This window comes from Actinoplanes subglobosus (assembly GCF_042650585.1).
GTDB lineage: Bacteria > Actinomycetota > Actinomycetes > Mycobacteriales > Micromonosporaceae > Actinoplanes > Actinoplanes subglobosus.
In genome coordinates, this window is sequence record NZ_JBHSBL010000030.1 from 1 (window position 1) to 16,031 (window position 16,031).

16 protein-coding genes are annotated in these 16,031 nt (G+C 69.8%); 5 read left to right on the forward strand and 11 right to left on the reverse strand.

Annotation, left to right across the window (positions count from 1 at the left end; genetic code table 11):
- The 3 genes from ACFO0C_RS44270 to ACFO0C_RS44280 form a co-directional block, all read right to left on the reverse strand.
- Nucleotides 1-876 (reverse strand): non-reducing end alpha-L-arabinofuranosidase family hydrolase (locus tag ACFO0C_RS44270; RefSeq protein ID WP_378072873.1); only part of this gene is annotated, 876 nt, incomplete at its 3' end.
- Between the two features lie 288 nt (nucleotides 877-1,164).
- On the reverse strand, nucleotides 1,165-1,794 hold the full coding sequence (locus tag ACFO0C_RS44275; RefSeq protein ID WP_378072874.1) for a PH domain-containing protein: 630 nt from the start codon (nucleotides 1,792-1,794) through the stop codon (nucleotides 1,165-1,167).
- 83 nt (nucleotides 1,795-1,877) lie between these two features.
- Nucleotides 1,878-2,492, reverse strand: coding sequence for an SMI1/KNR4 family protein (locus ACFO0C_RS44280; RefSeq protein WP_378072875.1), 615 nt, complete (start codon nucleotides 2,490-2,492; stop codon nucleotides 1,878-1,880).
- 196 nt (nucleotides 2,493-2,688) lie between these two features.
- On the opposite strand from ACFO0C_RS44280, the gene ACFO0C_RS44285 reads away from it, so the two are divergent.
- On the forward strand, nucleotides 2,689-4,056 hold the full coding sequence (locus tag ACFO0C_RS44285; protein ID WP_378072876.1) for a glycoside hydrolase family 6 protein: 1,368 nt from the start codon (nucleotides 2,689-2,691) through the stop codon (nucleotides 4,054-4,056).
- Nucleotides 4,057-4,147: 91 nt separating this feature from the next.
- Here the strand turns inward: ACFO0C_RS44285 and ACFO0C_RS44290 are convergent, their stop codons facing one another.
- Nucleotides 4,148-4,993 (reverse strand): alpha/beta hydrolase, encoded by an 846-nt coding sequence (locus tag ACFO0C_RS44290; protein WP_378072916.1) that lies wholly within the window; start codon nucleotides 4,991-4,993, stop codon nucleotides 4,148-4,150.
- A 357-nt stretch (nucleotides 4,994-5,350) separates the two neighbouring features.
- Between ACFO0C_RS44290 and ACFO0C_RS44295 the strand changes: the two genes are divergently transcribed.
- On the forward strand, nucleotides 5,351-8,710 hold the full coding sequence (locus ACFO0C_RS44295) for a family 16 glycoside hydrolase (RefSeq protein WP_378072877.1): 3,360 nt from the start codon (nucleotides 5,351-5,353) through the stop codon (nucleotides 8,708-8,710).
- Between the two features lie 122 nt (nucleotides 8,711-8,832).
- Here the strand turns inward: ACFO0C_RS44295 and ACFO0C_RS44300 are convergent, their stop codons facing one another.
- Nucleotides 8,833-9,390, reverse strand: coding sequence for a dihydrofolate reductase family protein (locus tag ACFO0C_RS44300; protein WP_378072878.1), 558 nt, complete (start codon nucleotides 9,388-9,390; stop codon nucleotides 8,833-8,835).
- An 82-nt stretch (nucleotides 9,391-9,472) separates the two neighbouring features.
- Between ACFO0C_RS44300 and ACFO0C_RS44305 the strand changes: the two genes are divergently transcribed.
- Nucleotides 9,473-9,958, forward strand: coding sequence for a YcxB family protein (locus tag ACFO0C_RS44305; RefSeq protein ID WP_378072879.1), 486 nt, complete (start codon nucleotides 9,473-9,475; stop codon nucleotides 9,956-9,958).
- A gap of 15 nt (nucleotides 9,959-9,973) precedes the next feature.
- Nucleotides 9,974-10,441, forward strand: coding sequence for a YcxB family protein (locus ACFO0C_RS44310; protein ID WP_378072880.1), 468 nt, complete (start codon nucleotides 9,974-9,976; stop codon nucleotides 10,439-10,441).
- 14 nt (nucleotides 10,442-10,455) lie between these two features.
- On the opposite strand, the gene ACFO0C_RS44315 is transcribed toward ACFO0C_RS44310, so the two are convergent.
- The 3 genes from ACFO0C_RS44315 to ACFO0C_RS44325 all read right to left on the reverse strand — a co-directional run bounded on the left by ACFO0C_RS44315 (nucleotide 10,456) and on the right by ACFO0C_RS44325 (nucleotide 13,618).
- Nucleotides 10,456-10,617, reverse strand: coding sequence for a hypothetical protein (locus ACFO0C_RS44315; protein WP_378072881.1), 162 nt, complete (start codon nucleotides 10,615-10,617; stop codon nucleotides 10,456-10,458).
- Nucleotides 10,618-10,709: 92 nt separating this feature from the next.
- Complete coding sequence (gene mptB / locus ACFO0C_RS44320) at nucleotides 10,710-12,059, reverse strand: polyprenol phosphomannose-dependent alpha 1,6 mannosyltransferase MptB (RefSeq protein ID WP_378072917.1); 1,350 nt, start codon at nucleotides 12,057-12,059, stop codon at nucleotides 10,710-10,712.
- A gap of 92 nt (nucleotides 12,060-12,151) precedes the next feature.
- Nucleotides 12,152-13,618, reverse strand: coding sequence for an LmeA family phospholipid-binding protein (locus ACFO0C_RS44325; protein WP_378072882.1), 1,467 nt, complete (start codon nucleotides 13,616-13,618; stop codon nucleotides 12,152-12,154).
- A 145-nt stretch (nucleotides 13,619-13,763) separates the two neighbouring features.
- Between ACFO0C_RS44325 and ACFO0C_RS44330 the strand changes: the two genes are divergently transcribed.
- On the forward strand, nucleotides 13,764-14,315 hold the full coding sequence (locus tag ACFO0C_RS44330; RefSeq protein WP_378072883.1) for a GNAT family N-acetyltransferase: 552 nt from the start codon (nucleotides 13,764-13,766) through the stop codon (nucleotides 14,313-14,315).
- On the opposite strand, the gene ACFO0C_RS44335 is transcribed toward ACFO0C_RS44330, so the two are convergent.
- Genes ACFO0C_RS44335 through ACFO0C_RS44345 form a run of 3 tightly spaced genes read right to left on the reverse strand, consistent with a single transcriptional unit; the run spans nucleotide 14,297 to nucleotide 15,959 of the window.
- Nucleotides 14,297-14,626 (reverse strand): hypothetical protein, encoded by a 330-nt coding sequence (locus tag ACFO0C_RS44335; protein ID WP_378072884.1) that lies wholly within the window; start codon nucleotides 14,624-14,626, stop codon nucleotides 14,297-14,299. The two genes, ACFO0C_RS44330 and ACFO0C_RS44335, sit on opposite strands and share 19 nt — an antisense overlap.
- 15 nt (nucleotides 14,627-14,641) lie before the next feature.
- Nucleotides 14,642-15,373, reverse strand: coding sequence for a hypothetical protein (locus ACFO0C_RS44340; protein ID WP_378072885.1), 732 nt, complete (start codon nucleotides 15,371-15,373; stop codon nucleotides 14,642-14,644).
- On the reverse strand, nucleotides 15,366-15,959 hold the full coding sequence (locus tag ACFO0C_RS44345; protein WP_378072886.1) for a hypothetical protein: 594 nt from the start codon (nucleotides 15,957-15,959) through the stop codon (nucleotides 15,366-15,368). The genes ACFO0C_RS44340 and ACFO0C_RS44345 overlap by 8 nt, the downstream gene beginning before the upstream one ends.
- Nucleotides 15,960-16,031: the final 72 nt, after the last annotated feature.

Below are 16,031 nucleotides of genomic sequence, written 5' to 3' on the forward strand. Positions count from 1 at the left end.
GCCGGAGCCGGAGATGCTCCCGGAGAACAGCGTCTGCGGTGCCGACCAGCCGTTCGGGTTGGTCGGGTCGCTGGAGGTGCGGTAGGAGAACGCCGGCCCGCCCCACTGGTAGGCGAGCACCCAGATGTTCTTGGGCGCGAAGTAGAACAGCGACGGCGCCACCGTGCCGGACGACATGGTGTTCTGGCTCGCCGACGCCATGTCCGACCAGTTGGTGAACAGGCCGAAGTTCATCGAACCCCACGACGTGCCGGTGTCATGGGTCGTGGCATAGACCAACTGGCGGCCGTTGTACGGCACGGTGGTGAAGTCCTTGAGCGACACCCAGCCCGCCTTGGGGGTGGCGAGCGCGCCCGTCGACGTCCAGCGGTACGACGACGGCAGGGTGCACGACGTCGGTGGGGGCGACGAGGGTGGCGGTGAGGACGGTGGCGGTGAGGACGGTGGTGTCGTGGGTGTGGTGCCGCCGGTGCAGGCGACCCCGTTGAGGGCGAACCCGGCCGGTGCCGGATTGCCGCCGGTCCACGAGCCGTTGAAACCGAACGAGACGCTGCCGTTGGTGGCGATCGCCGCGTTGTAGCTGACGTTGCGGGCGGTGACCGCGGCGCCGGCCTGGGTCAGCGTCGTGTTCCAGGCCTGGGTCACCTGCTGGCCCGCGCTGTAGGACCAGGTCAGTGTCCATCCGTTGATCGGGTCGCCGAGGTTGGTCACGGTCACGGCGGCGCCGAATCCGCCCTGCCACTGTGACGACACCGCGTAGTCGACCGAACAGCCCGCGGCCGCGGCGGCGGGCAGCGCCACCGCGACCGCCGCCGAGCCGGCCAGCAGGACACCACCGGATGCGGCCGCCAATCGGACGCCTCTGTTTTTGTGCATGCTTTTCTCCTGACGGGGATAACGGCTCGAAGATCGGAGGGATCGATCATTCGGTACGGGGGATGTCAGCCGTTGTCCGCACCTTACGGGAGCGCTCCCACCAATTCAACAAATCATTCTCCGGAATGCGACTCCACGGAGGCCGCCCGTATAACACTTTCCGCGCCGGCTATTTCGGCGGATGAAGAAAGGAAAAGAACACGCGACTGCGATCAGCGCCGACGGTCGACCAGATGCCAGACGGCGAGTGGCCCGGCGATGCCCGTCCCCCTCAGGCGCATCACGGTCTCACGCGAGCAGTTTCGCCTTGGCCGCCGCGAACTCCTCGTCGGTGAGCAGGCCCGCGGTCTTCATCTCGCCGAGCCGGACGAGCTGCGCCATCAGGTCGCCCCCGGCGGCGGGAGCGGCCTCCAGCGACGGCGCCGGGGCCTGCGCCGGGACCTGGGCCGCAACCGGCGCCGTCGCCGGGCCGGGCTGGGTCACCATGGCGAAGTTGTTCGAGGTCGCGCCGGCCCGGCGCAGTTCGACATCGCGCTGGTAGTGATGCTGGGACCAGTAACGGCGGACCGTGTTCGCCTGCTGGAGGATCAGATCGCGGACGGCTGACGGGTTCTCGATCGATGTGAGCGTGAGCTCGCTCTGCCCGTAACGCTTGGCGTGCGCCGGGTCCAGGCGCAGGGTGAGGTCACCGACACCGCGGACCTTCTGGGTGATGTGCTGGGTGAGGTCGGCGTCGATGACCAGCCAGATCGGGATGATCTCTTCCTTGGTGGAGATGACACCCGACGAGAACCGGATCGCGTCCTCGGTCACGGTGTAGGAACCGGTCTGCAGGCGGCCGCCGGTGGCGAGCGAGGTGAGGTCCTGCGAGGTCCCCGACCACAGCACGTTGCCGAGCGCGGGGTTATTTTCGGTCATCTCCGACATCATCTCCTGCTGGCCTCGATCGTCGACTCGACATGAGGTTAAGGCCCCGGCGCCATAGTCGATCGATCCCTGGCTCACCGCGGAGGACGAAAAATATTCTCGATCATCGGGGTACGGACGTCCCACCGCCGCAGCTCGGTACGGCCCTCGTCGAGCAGCCGTTCCGCCTCGGTCAGCCAGTCGGCATAGAGGTCGGCGAACGTGGCGGCGCTGCCGTCCCGATTGCGGACGAGGAACAGGGCCTCGGTGGTCACCCGTAGATCGCACCAGATCGTGCCACGCTGCGGTCCCGTGACGACCAGCAGCAACGGGAAGGTCGTGTCGCCGCCGATGGCGATCGTGCCGTTCATCTGGTCGGCCAGCGCCTGCTCGCACAGCTCGTCCCAGGCGAGCCACTCGGGACTGCGGTACTCGGCCGGCTCGTCGAGCTCGTCGAGCCGGGCCTGGATCGCGTCCTGATCGGGGAACGGTTTCGCCAGCGCGCCCAGGTCGTCGCCCCGCGGAACCGGCAGGTCGGCCCACTCCCAGCCGCCGAGACCACGCTGGAGACGGCTCAGTCTGGGGCCGTGACCGCCGGCGTCGACCCGGATCAGGAACTCCCGGTAGACACCCGGCAGCCGCACTCCGAACTGCTCCTCGACCTCGGCGACCTCGGCCTCGGTCAGCGGCGCCGCGGGCGCGTCCGTCATGGCCGCCCGAACCCGGGCCGTCCGGCGCCGCAACTCCGGCCAGTTCGCCTCCACCGCGCCCCCCACATCCCTCGAACCTGATGTCCCCGGCGGCAATTTAGGCACGAGGCGCCTAACTTTGCACAAATGTTGCCTCGGGACATCGATATCGTTAATTTGGGAGCGCTCCCAACTCCCGTCCCCCAGGAGAGGCTCGATGTCCCGTTCCCGCGTCGTCGCTGTCGCTGCCGCCTGCACCACCGCGGTGGCGGCCGGCGTTCTGGTCGTCACCGGCACCGCCTCCGCCGGCACCATCTCCGGAACCCTCTACCGAGACCCGAACACCGCCGTCGCCCGCTGGCTCGCCTCGAACCCCGGCGACTCACGGGCCGCGGTGATCCGCGACAAGGTCGCCAGCCAGCCCGCCACCCGCTGGTTGTCGTCGTTCAACATCTCCACCGTGGGCGCCGAGGTGGCCACCTACGTCAACGCCGCCAACGCGGCCGGTCAGATCCCCGCACTGACCGTCTACGGCATCACCAACCGCGACTGCGGCGGCGCCAGCTCCGGTGGGGCCCCCGACCTCACCCAGTACCAGACGTGGATCGGCAACATCGCCCGCAACCTGGGCGGGCAGACCGTCGTCCTCAACCTGGAGCCCGACTCGATCGCCCTGCTCACCTGCCTCAACAGCAGCGAGATCGCCGCCCGCAACCAGGCACTGCGGACCGCCACGCAGACCCTGAAGGCCGCCAACCCGAACGCCAGGGTCTACCTCGACGGCGGCCACTCCGCCTGGAACAGTGCCGGTGACCAGGCCTCCCGCCTCGTCGCGGCCGGGATCGCCGACGCGGACGGCTTCTACACCAACGCCTCCAACTTCCAGCCCACGAGCGCCGAGTCGGCGTACGGCCGCTCGATCATCTCCTCGTTGAACGGGCAGGGCGTCAGCGGAAAACGGCAGGTGATCGACACCAGCCGCAATGGTGGCGCCAGCGGCGACTGGTGCGGCGACGACAACACCGACCGTCGCATCGGCCAGTACCCGACGGTGAACACCGGCGACGCGAACATCGACGCGTTCCTGTGGATCAAGCCGCCCGGTGAGGCGGACGGCTGCCGTTACGCCGCCGGATCGTTCCAGCCCGACCTCGCCTACAGCCTGGCCAGCACCGCCCCCAACCCGCCTTCGTCGCCGACCTCGGCCCCGTCGTCGCCGTCCTCCTCCCCCTCGTCCTCCCCCTCGTCCTCCCCCTCCTCGTCGCCGTCGCCGTCACCGTCGCTGCCGACCGGCGCCTGCGGGGCGACACTACGGGCGGTGAGCACCTGGAACGGCGGTTACCAGGGCGAGGTCAAAGTCCAGGCCGGCAACGGTACGCCCAACGGCTGGACGGTCTCCTGGACGCTGCCGTCCGGCTCGTCGATCAGCCAGGTCTGGAACGGAACACTGACCACGTCCGGTTCCACGGTCAGCGTCCGCAACGTCTCGTGGAACGGCAACCTGCCCGCCGACGGCTCCACCACCTTCGGCTTCATCGCCACGGGCACCCCCGGCACCCCGGCTCTCACCTGCACCTCCCCCTGACGCGGCGGCCGGGGCGTGCCCGCACTCACGCCCCGGCCGTCCGCCTCCCCGATCGCGGCCGCGGTCGCTCGCCAACCGGCCGCGGCCGCGATCACCCTTCGACAGCGCCCAGGCCGTCGAGCCACTCCCCCATGACGGTCAGTCCCTGCCGGTAGTGGGCGGCGGCGGGTCTGTTCAGGAAACCGTGGGAGCTGCCCTCGACGAAGGTCGACACCACCGGGACGCCCTCCTTGGTGAGGCGCTCGGCGTACAACTCGCTGGAAGCCCTGAGGGTGTCGGCGTCCGCGTCGACGAACAGCGCCGGCGGGATCGCGTCGACCGGCGCCGTCGCCGGGGACGCGTCCGGGTCGTCGAGCACCGCCGCGTCGCCGACGAGATTGAGCGTGACCCGGCGATAAACCTCCGCCGTGAACTGCCGTTTCACCGCCGACGCGTCGATGCTCGCCCGCAGCGCCGCGGGGATCGGCGGCAGCTCGACGTGGAAGGCCCCGTAGGCGAGGATCAGGCCCGCCGGCCGGTGCCCCTCGGCACGCAGCGTGGCGCAGGCCGACAGGTTCGCGCCGGCGCTCGCCCCGCCCAGCACGACCCGTCGCCCCGGGAAACGGCGGACCGTGTCGAGGTAGGCGTCGAGCACGTCGTGCACCGGCACCGGAAAGTTGTTGCGATGCGGCCGGATGCGGCGTTTCGGCAGCAGCAGCGGCAGATACGACACCTTGCGGTAGTCGACGGCGACGACCGGGCGGCCGGTCCGGGCCAGGTCCGTCGCCACCGCGTGCGACTCCGGCATCCGCAGGCTGCCGCCGACATAGGCTCCGCCGTGGACCCAGACGACCACCTCGGCGTCGGGACGCGGTGCCGCGGGACGGTACTCGCGGGTCCGGACCGGGCCGTTGCGCCCGGGCACCTTACGGGAACGCCAGGTCACCCCGGGCTTCATCACATTCACGCCGTCCATCCTGACGGCCACCGGAGCGGCCTCGTGATCCGGAGCCCCGTCGGCTGCCATGCGGCTGCCGGACCGGCGGAAGGCGGTCAGGGTATCGGCGCCGTTGTCCGTCGCACCGGTGTCCATCATGGCCCCCGGACGGGAGCGAACCGAAAAGAACGTTCACAGTCGACGGTTGTCGATGGGTTGTCAAGCGCTCGAATAATGAATTCGTTTCAGAAGACCGACTTTCGCACAAGATGAAGAAAGTTCCGCACGAGCATCTCGAACATCTGGACCGTCACACGAAAGCCGTCCTACGGTGACGCGCACCACACGTTCGCATGCCTCCCCCACCGAGGAGACCGGATGCTCAGACGGCCGTACCGAATGATGATCTTGACCCTCGCCGGCATGGCGGGCATGCTCGCCGCCGTGCCCGCCCAGGCCGCGCCGCCCCCGCAGGAACCGGGCGTGACCCTGCGGGTCTTCGATGTGCAGACGCCGCTCGACAAGATCTGCACCCTGAAACCGGCGCAGACCCCGAACATCGACAAACTTATGCCGGCCATCAACTGGAGCGGCGGCGACTTCGGTATCGAGGACAACTTCGTCGCGCAGGTCCTCGGCAACGTGACGGTCCCGGCGGCCGGCTCCTACACGTTCCGCCTGACCAGCGACGACGGCTCCCGGCTGAGTGTCGCCGACAGCCTGGTGATCAACCACGACGGTCTGCACGGGGTGACGTCCAAGGAGGGTGCGATCACCCTGGCGGCCGGCATCCACCCGCTGCGCGTCGACTTCTTCGAGCGGGGCGGCGGGCAGGCGCTCACCCTGGAGTGGCGGGCTCCCGGGGCCTCCGCCTTCACGCTGGTGCCGAACTCGGCGCTGAGCACCGACGCCGGTGTGGTGCGGGTGACGGCGCCCGGCCGCAAGGAGTGCGAGAGCGCCGGGGACTCCCCCGGCGACGGCCTGCCGCTGACCGCGGTGCATCCCGACTACACCCTGACCAACCTGCGGCCGGGCGGCTTCCAGCCCAAGGTCACCGGCATGGACTGGTTCCCCGACGGGCGCCTCGCGGTGCTCACCTGGGGCGGCGCGGACGACTCGGGCACCTCGTCGGCGGGGGAGGTCCACATCCTCGGCAACGCGACCGGCGACACCGGCCCCGGCACCGTGACGACGAAGAAGGTCGCCGGCGGGCTCAAGGAACCGATGGGCCTGAAGATCGTCGACGGTGTGATCTACGTGTCGGAGAAGACGAAACTCACCCGGCTCGTGGACACCACCGGCGACGGGGTGACCGACCAGTACCAGACCGTCGCGACCTGGCCGTACGGCGGTAACTTCCACGAATTCGCGTTCGGCCTGCTCTACGAGGCGCCGAACTTCTACCTGAACCTGTCGGTGTCGATCAACTACGGCGGCAACACCACCAACCCCCAACCCGCCGCCAACCGGGGTACGACCGTCAAGGTCAACAAGGACACCGGCGCCGTCTCGTATGTCGCCGGTGGACTGCGCACCCCGCACGGCATCGGCTGGGGACCGGAGAACGCCCTGTTCGTCACCGACAACCAGGGCGGCTGGCTGCCCTCGTCGAAACTGCTGCACATCAAACAGGACCGGTTCTTCAACCACTACATGACCCCGCCCGGCCCGTTCGACGCCAAGCCGGTGACCGCGCCGGTGCTGTGGATGCCGCAGAACGAGATCGCCAACTCGCCGAGCACCCCGGTGCTGGTCAAGGACGGCGTCTTCGCCGGGCAGATGCTGATCGGCGACGTCACCTACGGCGGGATCCAGCGCGCCTACCTGGAGAAGGTCAACGGCGAGTACCAGGGCGCCCTGTTCCGGCTCACCCAGGGACTGGAAGCGGGCGTGGCGGAGCTCAGCCTCGGACCCGACGGGGCGATCTACGCCGGCGGCCTCGGGGCGGGCGGCAACTGGGGGCAGACCGGCAAGCTCAGCTACGGCCTGCAGAAACTCAGCCCGAAGGGCACGACCACGTTCGACATCCTGGCCATGCGCGCCAAGAACGGCGGCTTCGAGCTCGAGTACACCAAGCCGCTGTCCACCGAGACGGCCAACGCGCTGGCCGCGCGTTACCAGGTGAAGCAGTGGCGTTACCAGCCGACCGCGTCCTACGGCGGGCCCAAGATCGACGAGCAGGCGCTGAACGTCACCGCGGCCGCCCTGTCCGCCGACCGCAAGAAGGTCACCCTCACCATCGACGGCCTCAAGGCAGGGCATGTGGTGTACGTACGGTCGCCGCGCCCGTTCTCCTCGGACACCGGTGAGTCGCTCTGGAGTACCGAGGCGTGGTACACCCTCAACTCGCTGACCAGCGGCCCGCCGCCGGTCGGGAACACCTACCAGGCGGAGAACGCCGGCCTGTCCGGTGGCGCCGGCGTGGCCACCGAGCACGCCGGATACACCGGTTCCGGATTCGTCGCCGGCTACGGCACGGTCGGCGCGACCACGACGTTCACCGTCAACGCCGCCGCGGCCGGCACCTATGACGTGGCGCTGCGCTACGCCAACGGGCCCAACCCGTTCACCGGCACCAAGAAGATCAGCGTGTACGCCAACGGCGTCAAGATCGGGCAGACGAGCCTGGCCGACACCGGTGCCTGGGCGAACTGGACGACGAAGACCGAGAGCATCCCGCTCAACGCCGGCGCCAACACCGTCGCCTACCGGTACGACACCGGCGACGACGGTCACGTCAACCTGGACGCGATCACGGTCAGCGGTGGCGCCGGGCCGATCACCGGCCTCGCCGGCAAGTGCCTGGACGTCAGCAACAGCAGCACCGCCGACGGCGCCAAGATCCAGCTCTACACCTGCAACAACAGCAACGCCCAGAAATGGAGCCGGGTCGGCGACACGTTCCGCGCGCTCGGCAAGTGCCTGGACGTCAGCAACAGCGGCACCACCAACGGCACCAAGGTGCAGCTGTACACCTGCAACAACTCCGGGGCGCAGAAGTGGCAGCCGCAGTCCGACGGGTCGATCCTGAACCCGCAGTCCGGCAAGGTGCTGGACATCCTCAACGGCAGTTCCGCCGACGGCACCCAGGCCCACATCTGGGAGTACGTGGGCGTGGCCAGCCAGCACTGGGTGCTGGGCGGCGGATCCGGCGTGGTCGTGCTGTTCGACGGCGACGACCTGCAGTCCTGGCAGAAGACCGACGGCAGCGCCGCGAGCTGGCCGCTGTCCGGCGGGTCGATGGAGGTCCTCGGCGGTGACATCCGGACGCGGCAGAGCTTCACCGACTTCAAGTTGCACGTCGAGTACTGGCAGCCGAACCTGCCGTCGAACGTGACCGGCCAGCAGCGCGGCAACAGCGGCATCTACCTGCAGGACCGCTACGAGCTGCAGGTCCTCGACTCGTACGGCGACACCACGCCCGCCAACGACGAGGCCGGCAGCATCTACCTGAAGAAGGCGCCGGACAGCAACGCCGCGGCGGCGCCGGAGACGTGGCAGAGCTACGACATCACGTTCCGGGCGGCCCGCTTCAACAGTTCCGGCGCGAAGACCGAGAACGCCCGCGTGACCGTCGTGTGGAACGGCGTGACGGTCCACAACAACGTGGCGATCGACGGTCCGACCGGCGGGGGTGCGGCCGAAAACGCCACACCGGGCCCGATCCGCCTGCAGGACCACGGCGACGCGGGCGCGAACGTCCGTTACCGCAACATCCGGATCGAACCACTCGCCTGACGACAACGGCCGTGCGGCGCCCGGTGCGCCGCACGGCCGAGTTCTTCGACAGCTACGCCGCGACCCGATCGCGGCCGGTGTGCCTGGCCACGTTCGTAGGCGTTCGTCTCCGGGAGGCGGATTCAGCGCGCGCGGCGGTAGTGCATGGCCACCGCGCCGTTGCGGAGCGGGTCCGCCGAGACCAGTTCGAGCCGGCGTGTGCCGGGCAGCCCGCCCTCGTACAGTTTCGGGCCGTGGCCGGCGATCCGGGGATGCACAAGCAGCCGGTACTCGTCGATCAGGTCCAGCCGGTCGAGTTCGGTGGCGAGTCTGCCGCTTCCGAGCAGGACCCCGGCCGGTGTCGCGTCCTTGAGTTTCTGCACGCCCTCGCGCAGGTCGCCGGCGATGTGGTGGCTGCCGGTCCACGGGAAGTCCGTGCGCGTCGACGACACCACGTACTTGGGTTTGGTCTCCAGCTTGACCGCCCACTCGCGCAGGGCCGGCGGGGCCTCCACGTCACCGCGGGCGACGGCCGGCCAGTAGACCTCCATCATCTCGTAGGTGACGCGGCCCCAGAGCATGGCGCCGGCCTCGTCCATGAGACGGGTGAAGAGGGCGTGCGTCTCGTCGTCGGCGATCCCCTCCTGATGATCGACGCAACCGTCCAGGGTGACGTTGAGGCTGAAGGTGAGGAGTCCCATGACCAGCGACTCTAACGCCGCGGCCGCGCCGCATCAGCGAAGTCGATGTAAAGGGCGGCAGGTTGTGCCCTAACATCAGCCGATGCGAATCGAGTTCACCTTCAGCCGGGATGCCGAGTACTTCCGGGTGCAGCTGATCCGTGCGGCGCGACGCGCCAACCTGCCCTGGTTGCTCATCGGGCTGGCCGTCCTCGCGGCGGGATTCGCGGCCCTGTTCGTCCTCGAACAGGTCGTCGTCGGCGTGGTGGTCGTGATCGTCGGCGTCGCGGTGCTCGTCATCTGGCAGATACGTGTCGCCGCCATGGTGACGGTCCCGCTGTCCTGGCAGTCGCCGCGCCGCTGGCTGCTCACCGACGACGGGATCGAGTCCAGCTCCGAGCTGACCTCCGCGGAGTACGCCTGGTCGACGTTCCGTTTCGGCGAGGCGACGAGAGTCGCCTACCTGCTGGTCCAGGACGGTCACGTGATCGTCGACATTCCGCGCCGGCCGCTCACCGACGACCAGGATGCCGAGTTGCGGGACTTCCTCTCGGCACGCGGTCTGGTCGGCGCGCGGAACGTGCGGTAACCGATGCTGATCGAAATGGATTCCACCGGCGCGCCGATCTACGTGTCCGGCCGCGACCGCCGTCTGCGGGTCATGGCCCGGATGCCGTGGTGGCGGCTCGCCGTGGCCACGACCCCGGCGGCCCTGGCAGCAGCCGCCGCTTGGTCCGCCCGCAGCCCCCTGCTCGCGATCGGCGCCGCCGCGCTGCTGCTCCTGCCGGTCGCACTCGCGGCACGACTGTGGCAGCGGATCGACACGACCGTGAACATGGCGCCACCCGTCCCGCGCCGCTGGACGATCACCGAGAACGAGATCCGGGTCAGTGCCCCGGACGCGACCCGGACCTGGCGGTGGGCCGCCGTCGTCGCCGTCGCCGCCAGCCCCGACGCCTACCTGATGCGCCAGGAGAGCGGCATCGTCCTCGACCTGCCCCGCAGCGCGATGACCGACTCCCAGCAGGGCGAACTGCAACGGTTCCTCACCGATCGGGGCCTACTGCCCTGAGACGCGGACACCGGTCAGACCGGCAGGCACCGGATGGCGTCGGGGGTGCGGAGGTCGAGGTCGAAGGGCCGGCGCAACCGCTGCATCGCTTCGGTGCTGCGGTCGGTCTCCCGCCTCTGCTCGACATCCTGTGCGGGTCGGTCTTCGCCGCGGAACACCACTGCGTGTGCGGTCATACGGGCTCCCCGTGAATCAGTTCGACTGTTGCGCGGCAGTATTACCCGTTCACCCACGTTTGGGAACCGGTTTTGCCGCTCCGATTATCGAATCACGCGGTGTCGAGCACCAGGGCGGTGCGGCGGCCGGCGGTCCGGACGACGTGGTAGACCAGCAGGCCGGCGGCGGTACCGAGCACCCCACCGAGCACCATCGGGACTCCGGTCGGGGCGTCGTTCGGCGGGGCGAACAGCACCAGCACCGGTGAGGCGCGGGCGACCGCCCCGCGGGCCCGGTCGGAGCCCGCGGCCGCCAGCGGCACGAAGCCCCACAGCAGGTACCACACGTGCACGACCGGGCTGAGCACCACGAACGCGACCAGCGCGAGACCGCAGGCGGCGACCATGTCCGATCCGGCGCCGACCCGGTGCAGCAGGAACAGGGTGATCGCCCCGGCCAGGAGCAGCCCGGCCGCCCACAGTGCCTCCCGCGCGCCGAGCAGTCCACCGAGGTCGGTGGTGATCGACATCCAGGTACGGGCCCGCGTCGGTGCACGCAACGCCGGCACCCAGCCGAAACCGGTCCCCGCCACGGTGGTGACGGCGATGGCCGTACCTCCGGCGAGGAGAAGCGTCGCCGAAGCGGCGCGCAGCAGACCGAACCGTCCCGGGAGCCGGCCCGCCCAGAGCACGGCCAGGAACGCCAGACCGAGCAGCGCAGGGCCCTTGACCAGCCCGGACAGGGTGATCAGCACGACGCCGAGGACCGGCCGGTGACGCAGCGCCACCAGCAGCCCGGCGCACATCAGCGCGATCATCACGGCGTCGTTGTGCGCGTCCACCACCAGATGCAGCAGCACCAGGGGGTTGAGCACGCCCAGCCACAGCGAGGTGGACGGATCGGCGCCGCACTCCCGGGCGATCCGCGGGACGGTGACCGCGAGCAGCGCGACCCCGGCGACCGCGAGCAGGCGCATGCCGAGCAGGCCCGGCCACAGTTCGTTCTGGGTGAGGGTGGTGACGGCACCGGCCATGCGGAGGAAGACCGGCCCGTACGGTGCCGGCGTGTCCTGCCAGATCGACGGCACATGGGCGGCCGGCTCACCGCCGAGAGCCTGCGGCCCCCACCGATACGGGTCGATGCCGGCCACTGTCATCGCACCCTGCGCCAGGTAGCTGTAGACGTCGCGGCTGAAGATCGGCCCACTCACGGCGAACGGGATCGCCCACATCACCCCGGTGCGGACCAGGACCGCCGGCTCGGCCCGCAGCCGCCCGATCATCCACCAGGCCAGCAGCAACAGGGTGATGCCCAGATAGGACACGGCGGTCGGCCAGAGGATCGCGGCGACGGCGTCGTGCGGCAGTTGCACCGCATCACCCGACGGCCCGACACCCACGTAGAGCCCGCCCACGGCGACCAGCGTGCTGCCGGCGACACCCAGCCACTGCCACTCGCGCACGCTCAACGATTCCCCTCCATCGGGCCCGGCGCGGTCACCGTAGCGATCAAGAGGGAACAGACGACACAGCCACGGTTAACGGCAGAAGCCGATCAGCAGGAGCCTCCGCCGAGGGCGCCTTTCGCCAGGGTCACGTCGCGGCCCTCCAGTTTGATCAGCAGGCCGGTGGGGGTCACCTCGACACTCCGGTAGGTGAGGCCGGCGGGCAGTTCCTGCAGGGGATAGCTGGTCGGTGACGATTTCACCTGGGAGAGCACCCGGTCCGCGGGGAAGCGGGTGCCGAACATCTCGATCTGCTGCGGGGCGATGTCCAGGACGTTGCCGGTGATCTTCGGTTCGGCGTACAGCTGGATCCTGGTGTCCTGTTGTGAGCCCTTGGTCGACGCGGTCAGGAAGCCGGCCTCGGCGCCGAACGTGGTCGGCTGTCCGCCCTCGGGTTGTTTGAGCACCGAGAACGGCTGGATGGTGGTGCCGCTGACCGTCACGTGGACGCCGTCGGGGTCGACCTCGACCGCCCGGTATCTCACGCCCGGCGGCAGTGCCGGTAGCTTGCGGGTCAGGTCCTTCTCGTCGATCTGCGAGAGGACGATCCGGGACAGTACGTCGCCGGTCTCCCGGTCCTTGCCGAGGATGTGCACCAGGCGCGGGACCAGGGTGAGCGAGTCGCCGTCGAGCCGCGGTTCGGCGCGGATGGTGAGTGGCACGTCGATGATCGGCTCGACCTTGATCGCGGTGGAGATGCCGATCAGGCCGTCCGCGGCCGAATAGGTGACCGTCTGGTCGCCGACCTGGGTGGGCAGTGTGTCCAGTGCCTGGGTCGCGACGCCGGCCAGCGCCACGTGCAGGCCGTCGCGCTGCGGGGTGATCGACTTGTAGGTGACGCCGTCCGGGAGTTCGGGCAGGTCCTGCTTGCGGACGCCGCCGGTGAGCGCCGACGCTTTGGACGCGGCGACCTTCTGGCCGAAGATCTCCAGCTGCTGGGGTACCGCCTCGGCGCTGTCCCCGGCGATCCGCATCTTGAGGAACAGTTTCGCCTTGACGTTCTCCGACGCCTCGGCCGGCACCACGGTCTCGACCGTCAGGCCGCCGTCGTCGGCTCGCCGGTAGGTGGGTGGCGCGGTTCCCTCGACGGCCGGCATGTTCGCGAAGCCGATCGTGATCGCCGCGTTCATCGAGCCGACGTGGGTCTGATCGGTGGCCGGCTGGCTCACGTCGCGCAGAGTGGCCGTGAACGAGGCGTGTTGCACACCGGAGAGCGTCGCGTCCGGCACGGTGACCCGCACTTCGGACAGGGTGCCGCGGATCGCCTGGGCCAGCAGGCGGTCACCGCCGACCGTCACCTGCGCGCAGGCGACCTGACCGCTGACCCGCTCGGCGACCTGATCGGCGACCAGGCTGTCGACGAACGGGATCGGGAGGGCGTAGGCGGCGACGCCCAGGCCCGTCAGCACGGTGACCCCCGCACCCGTGACGACCATCCAGCGCCGGCGGCCGGTCGCGGCATGCGCGGCACGATGAAGCAGGCGGCCCAGGCCCAGGCCGGTGAGCAACGTGGACATGCGCCACCTCCGCGACGGTTACGGTTCCGTTAACGCGATCAGGCAGAGGTACGGCGTAAGTTACTCATCAGTTCACCGCGGTGCGAGCCGGCTTCCGATGACGGCCCGGGCTCGTGGATCGAGCGGGTGCGCTTCTGCTTGGATGATGACCATGTCCGCCACTGCCCGTGCCGCAATGGCGCCGTCGCTGCGCACGCCGCGCCTGAGGCTGGACGCCTTCACGGCCGACGACGCCGTCGAACTGCACGCCCTCTTCGCTGATCCGGAGACCAACACCATCGGCTCCGGGCCCTTCACCACGTTCGAGCAGACCGAGCGCTGGATCGCCAACCGCGTCGCGGCGCAGCACGACCACGGCCTGTGCTGGTATGCGTTGCGCTGCCCGGAGACCGGACTGCTGATCGGCAACTGCGGGATGCTCCGAGGCCGGACCGGATTCGAGGAGCCGGAGATCGGCTACATGATCCGGGCTTCGCACCGCGGTCGCGGCCATGCCGCCGAGGCGGCCGCGACGGTGCTGCGGGAGTGCCGGGCCGCCGGCCTTGGCCGGGTGTGGGCCAGCATCCGCCCGCACAACGGCGCATCGCGCCACATCGTCACCCGGCTGGGTATGCACGTGGAACGCACGGAGAGCGACGAAAAGGGCGAGCTACTCTTCTACCTCGTCGATCTACTGGCTTACTCGCGGCTCAGGTAGCGGACCGGTTTGCCGAGCGACTCCGCGTAGGCGATCTCCCGGCGGGTCGACTCACCCACGTAGCCGCCCGGATCCACGATGTACACCTCGTCGGCCATCCGGATCTTCTGGAAGTGCAGGCGGCCGAGCCGTCCCTTCAGGTCCGCGCTGTCGGCCGCCCAGTCGTAGCCCGGCAGCTCGGGAAGGCGGAACATGCCGAGGCTGATCACGACGCAGCCGTCCAGCGTGAGCCGCTGATTGACCTGCGCGAACTCGGCCTCGAACCGGGTCGAGCCACAGAGCGTGACTACCTTCGCCTGCTGGTTCTCCATGAGGTTCATGATCGCTCAGCCGAACAGCGCCGACGGGATCAGCCACTCCCCCAGGATCCGGTGCAGGCCGTAGGCGAGCAGCGAGCCGCCGAGGGTGGTCACGAACGCGATCGCGACACCGGCGTACCAGCGCCGGACGTCGGAGACGGCGGGGCTCGCCCATGGGCGTTCGCGGACGAGCCAGTACACGAACCCGAATCCGAGTGGTACGCCGACGAGCAGCCAGAACCAGAACCAGCGGGTCCCGGTCGCCGGTGTGGGCCCGAAGTACAGAATCGCCAGAGACACCATGATCAGTACGCCGCTCCTGGACGCCAGCGACAGCAGCACGCCGGTCGGATCGCCCTGGCCGATCCCGGCGGCGCCCAGATCCCGGGTCAGCGACGCGGCGTCCGGCTCGGGGTCGGTCTCGACGATCGTGTAGTGGACACGGGCGCCACTCGTCGTCCAGACCAGCAGCGGCCCGTCGCTCCCCCACGACCGCAGCACGGCCTGGTCGTTCCAGGAGAAGCCGGAGGTGTCGCTCCACTTGTCGGCCCACTGATACGACTGGATCCGCCCGGCCGCCAGGTCGGCTCTCGCCTGCGCCTGATCGGTCTGCCGTGGCGCGGTCCACCAGCTCGCCACGGCCCACACCACCCACAGGGCTGCCAGCGACACCCGCGCGACCTGCCACACCCGCCGCGCGGTGCCGCCGGTCGCGGGCCCGGTCGTGTCACGCCGCATCCATCGGGATACCTCAGCCATCGACACAGTCCTCCGGCGGCATCGCGGTCGTCGTCCCGGCGGCGCCGGCGAAGGTGATCGGGCGCTCCAGGACGAGGTCCCGGTCCGCCGGGACTCCCCAGGTACTCACCCGGAGCGGGATGGCCTCCACGCTCATGGAGGCGCCCTCGGCCAGCGGTGGCTGACATCGCATGTCCAGCGACCAGAAGAGGGTCGCCTCGTCGCCGGGGCGCACCGTCACCTGTCGTACCGGTGTCGCGGTCGCGTCGTCTCCCGGGAAGCCCGGGATTAAGGTGACCTGTTGCCTGGCGAGCCAGTTCCCGGTGTCGCCGGCTCCGCTCATGGTGAACGGCAGGCGGCCGTTGTTGCGGATGCTGAAGGTCGCGGTGACGGTGGCGACCGGCCTGCCCCGCACGATCATGCGGGTGTCCTCGACGCCGTCGTTCGCCCACGTCATCCCGGCACCGGGAGCGACCAGGCTGCCCTCAGCGAGCCGCGGCTGCCCCCACCACGCGGCGGCGGGGACGGCGAGTGCCACGAGCAGGGCGCAAACCAGGACGATCCGTCGTCGTCGGGATCGCCGGCCCGACGCCGCAACCTCCGTCATGCCCGCTCCCCGATTCCGCTCCGGGCCAGGTCAACCCTGCTGCCGGCCGCCGGTCGATCGTAGTTCCACCCG

Bases quoted from the DNA above. Each gene is read 5' to 3' on its own strand.
- ACFO0C_RS44310 (WP_378072880.1), top strand. From the start codon at position 9,974: ATGGATTCCACCGGCGCGCCGATCTACGTGTCCGGCCGCGACCGCCGT.
- ACFO0C_RS44325 (WP_378072882.1), bottom strand. From the start codon at position 13,618: ATGTCCACGTTGCTCACCGGCCTGGGCCTGGGCCGCCTGCTTCATCGT.
- ACFO0C_RS44340 (WP_378072885.1), bottom strand. From the start codon at position 15,373: ATGGCTGAGGTATCCCGATGGATGCGGCGTGACACGACCGGGCCCGCG.
- ACFO0C_RS44290 (WP_378072916.1), bottom strand. From the start codon at position 4,993: ATGAAGCCCGGGGTGACCTGGCGTTCCCGTAAGGTGCCCGGGCGCAAC.
- ACFO0C_RS44295 (WP_378072877.1), top strand. From the start codon at position 5,351: ATGCTCAGACGGCCGTACCGAATGATGATCTTGACCCTCGCCGGCATG.
- ACFO0C_RS44335 (WP_378072884.1), bottom strand. From the start codon at position 14,626: ATGGAGAACCAGCAGGCGAAGGTAGTCACGCTCTGTGGCTCGACCCGG.
- ACFO0C_RS44275 (WP_378072874.1), bottom strand. From the start codon at position 1,794: ATGACCGAAAATAACCCCGCGCTCGGCAACGTGCTGTGGTCGGGGACC.
- ACFO0C_RS44315 (WP_378072881.1), bottom strand. From the start codon at position 10,617: ATGACCGCACACGCAGTGGTGTTCCGCGGCGAAGACCGACCCGCACAG.
- ACFO0C_RS44305 (WP_378072879.1), top strand. From the start codon at position 9,473: ATGCGAATCGAGTTCACCTTCAGCCGGGATGCCGAGTACTTCCGGGTG.
- ACFO0C_RS44330 (WP_378072883.1), top strand. From the start codon at position 13,764: ATGACCATGTCCGCCACTGCCCGTGCCGCAATGGCGCCGTCGCTGCGC.
- ACFO0C_RS44300 (WP_378072878.1), bottom strand. From the start codon at position 9,390: ATGGGACTCCTCACCTTCAGCCTCAACGTCACCCTGGACGGTTGCGTC.
- ACFO0C_RS44285 (WP_378072876.1), top strand. From the start codon at position 2,689: ATGTCCCGTTCCCGCGTCGTCGCTGTCGCTGCCGCCTGCACCACCGCG.
- ACFO0C_RS44345 (WP_378072886.1), bottom strand. From the start codon at position 15,959: ATGACGGAGGTTGCGGCGTCGGGCCGGCGATCCCGACGACGACGGATC.
- ACFO0C_RS44280 (WP_378072875.1), bottom strand. From the start codon at position 2,492: ATGACGGACGCGCCCGCGGCGCCGCTGACCGAGGCCGAGGTCGCCGAG.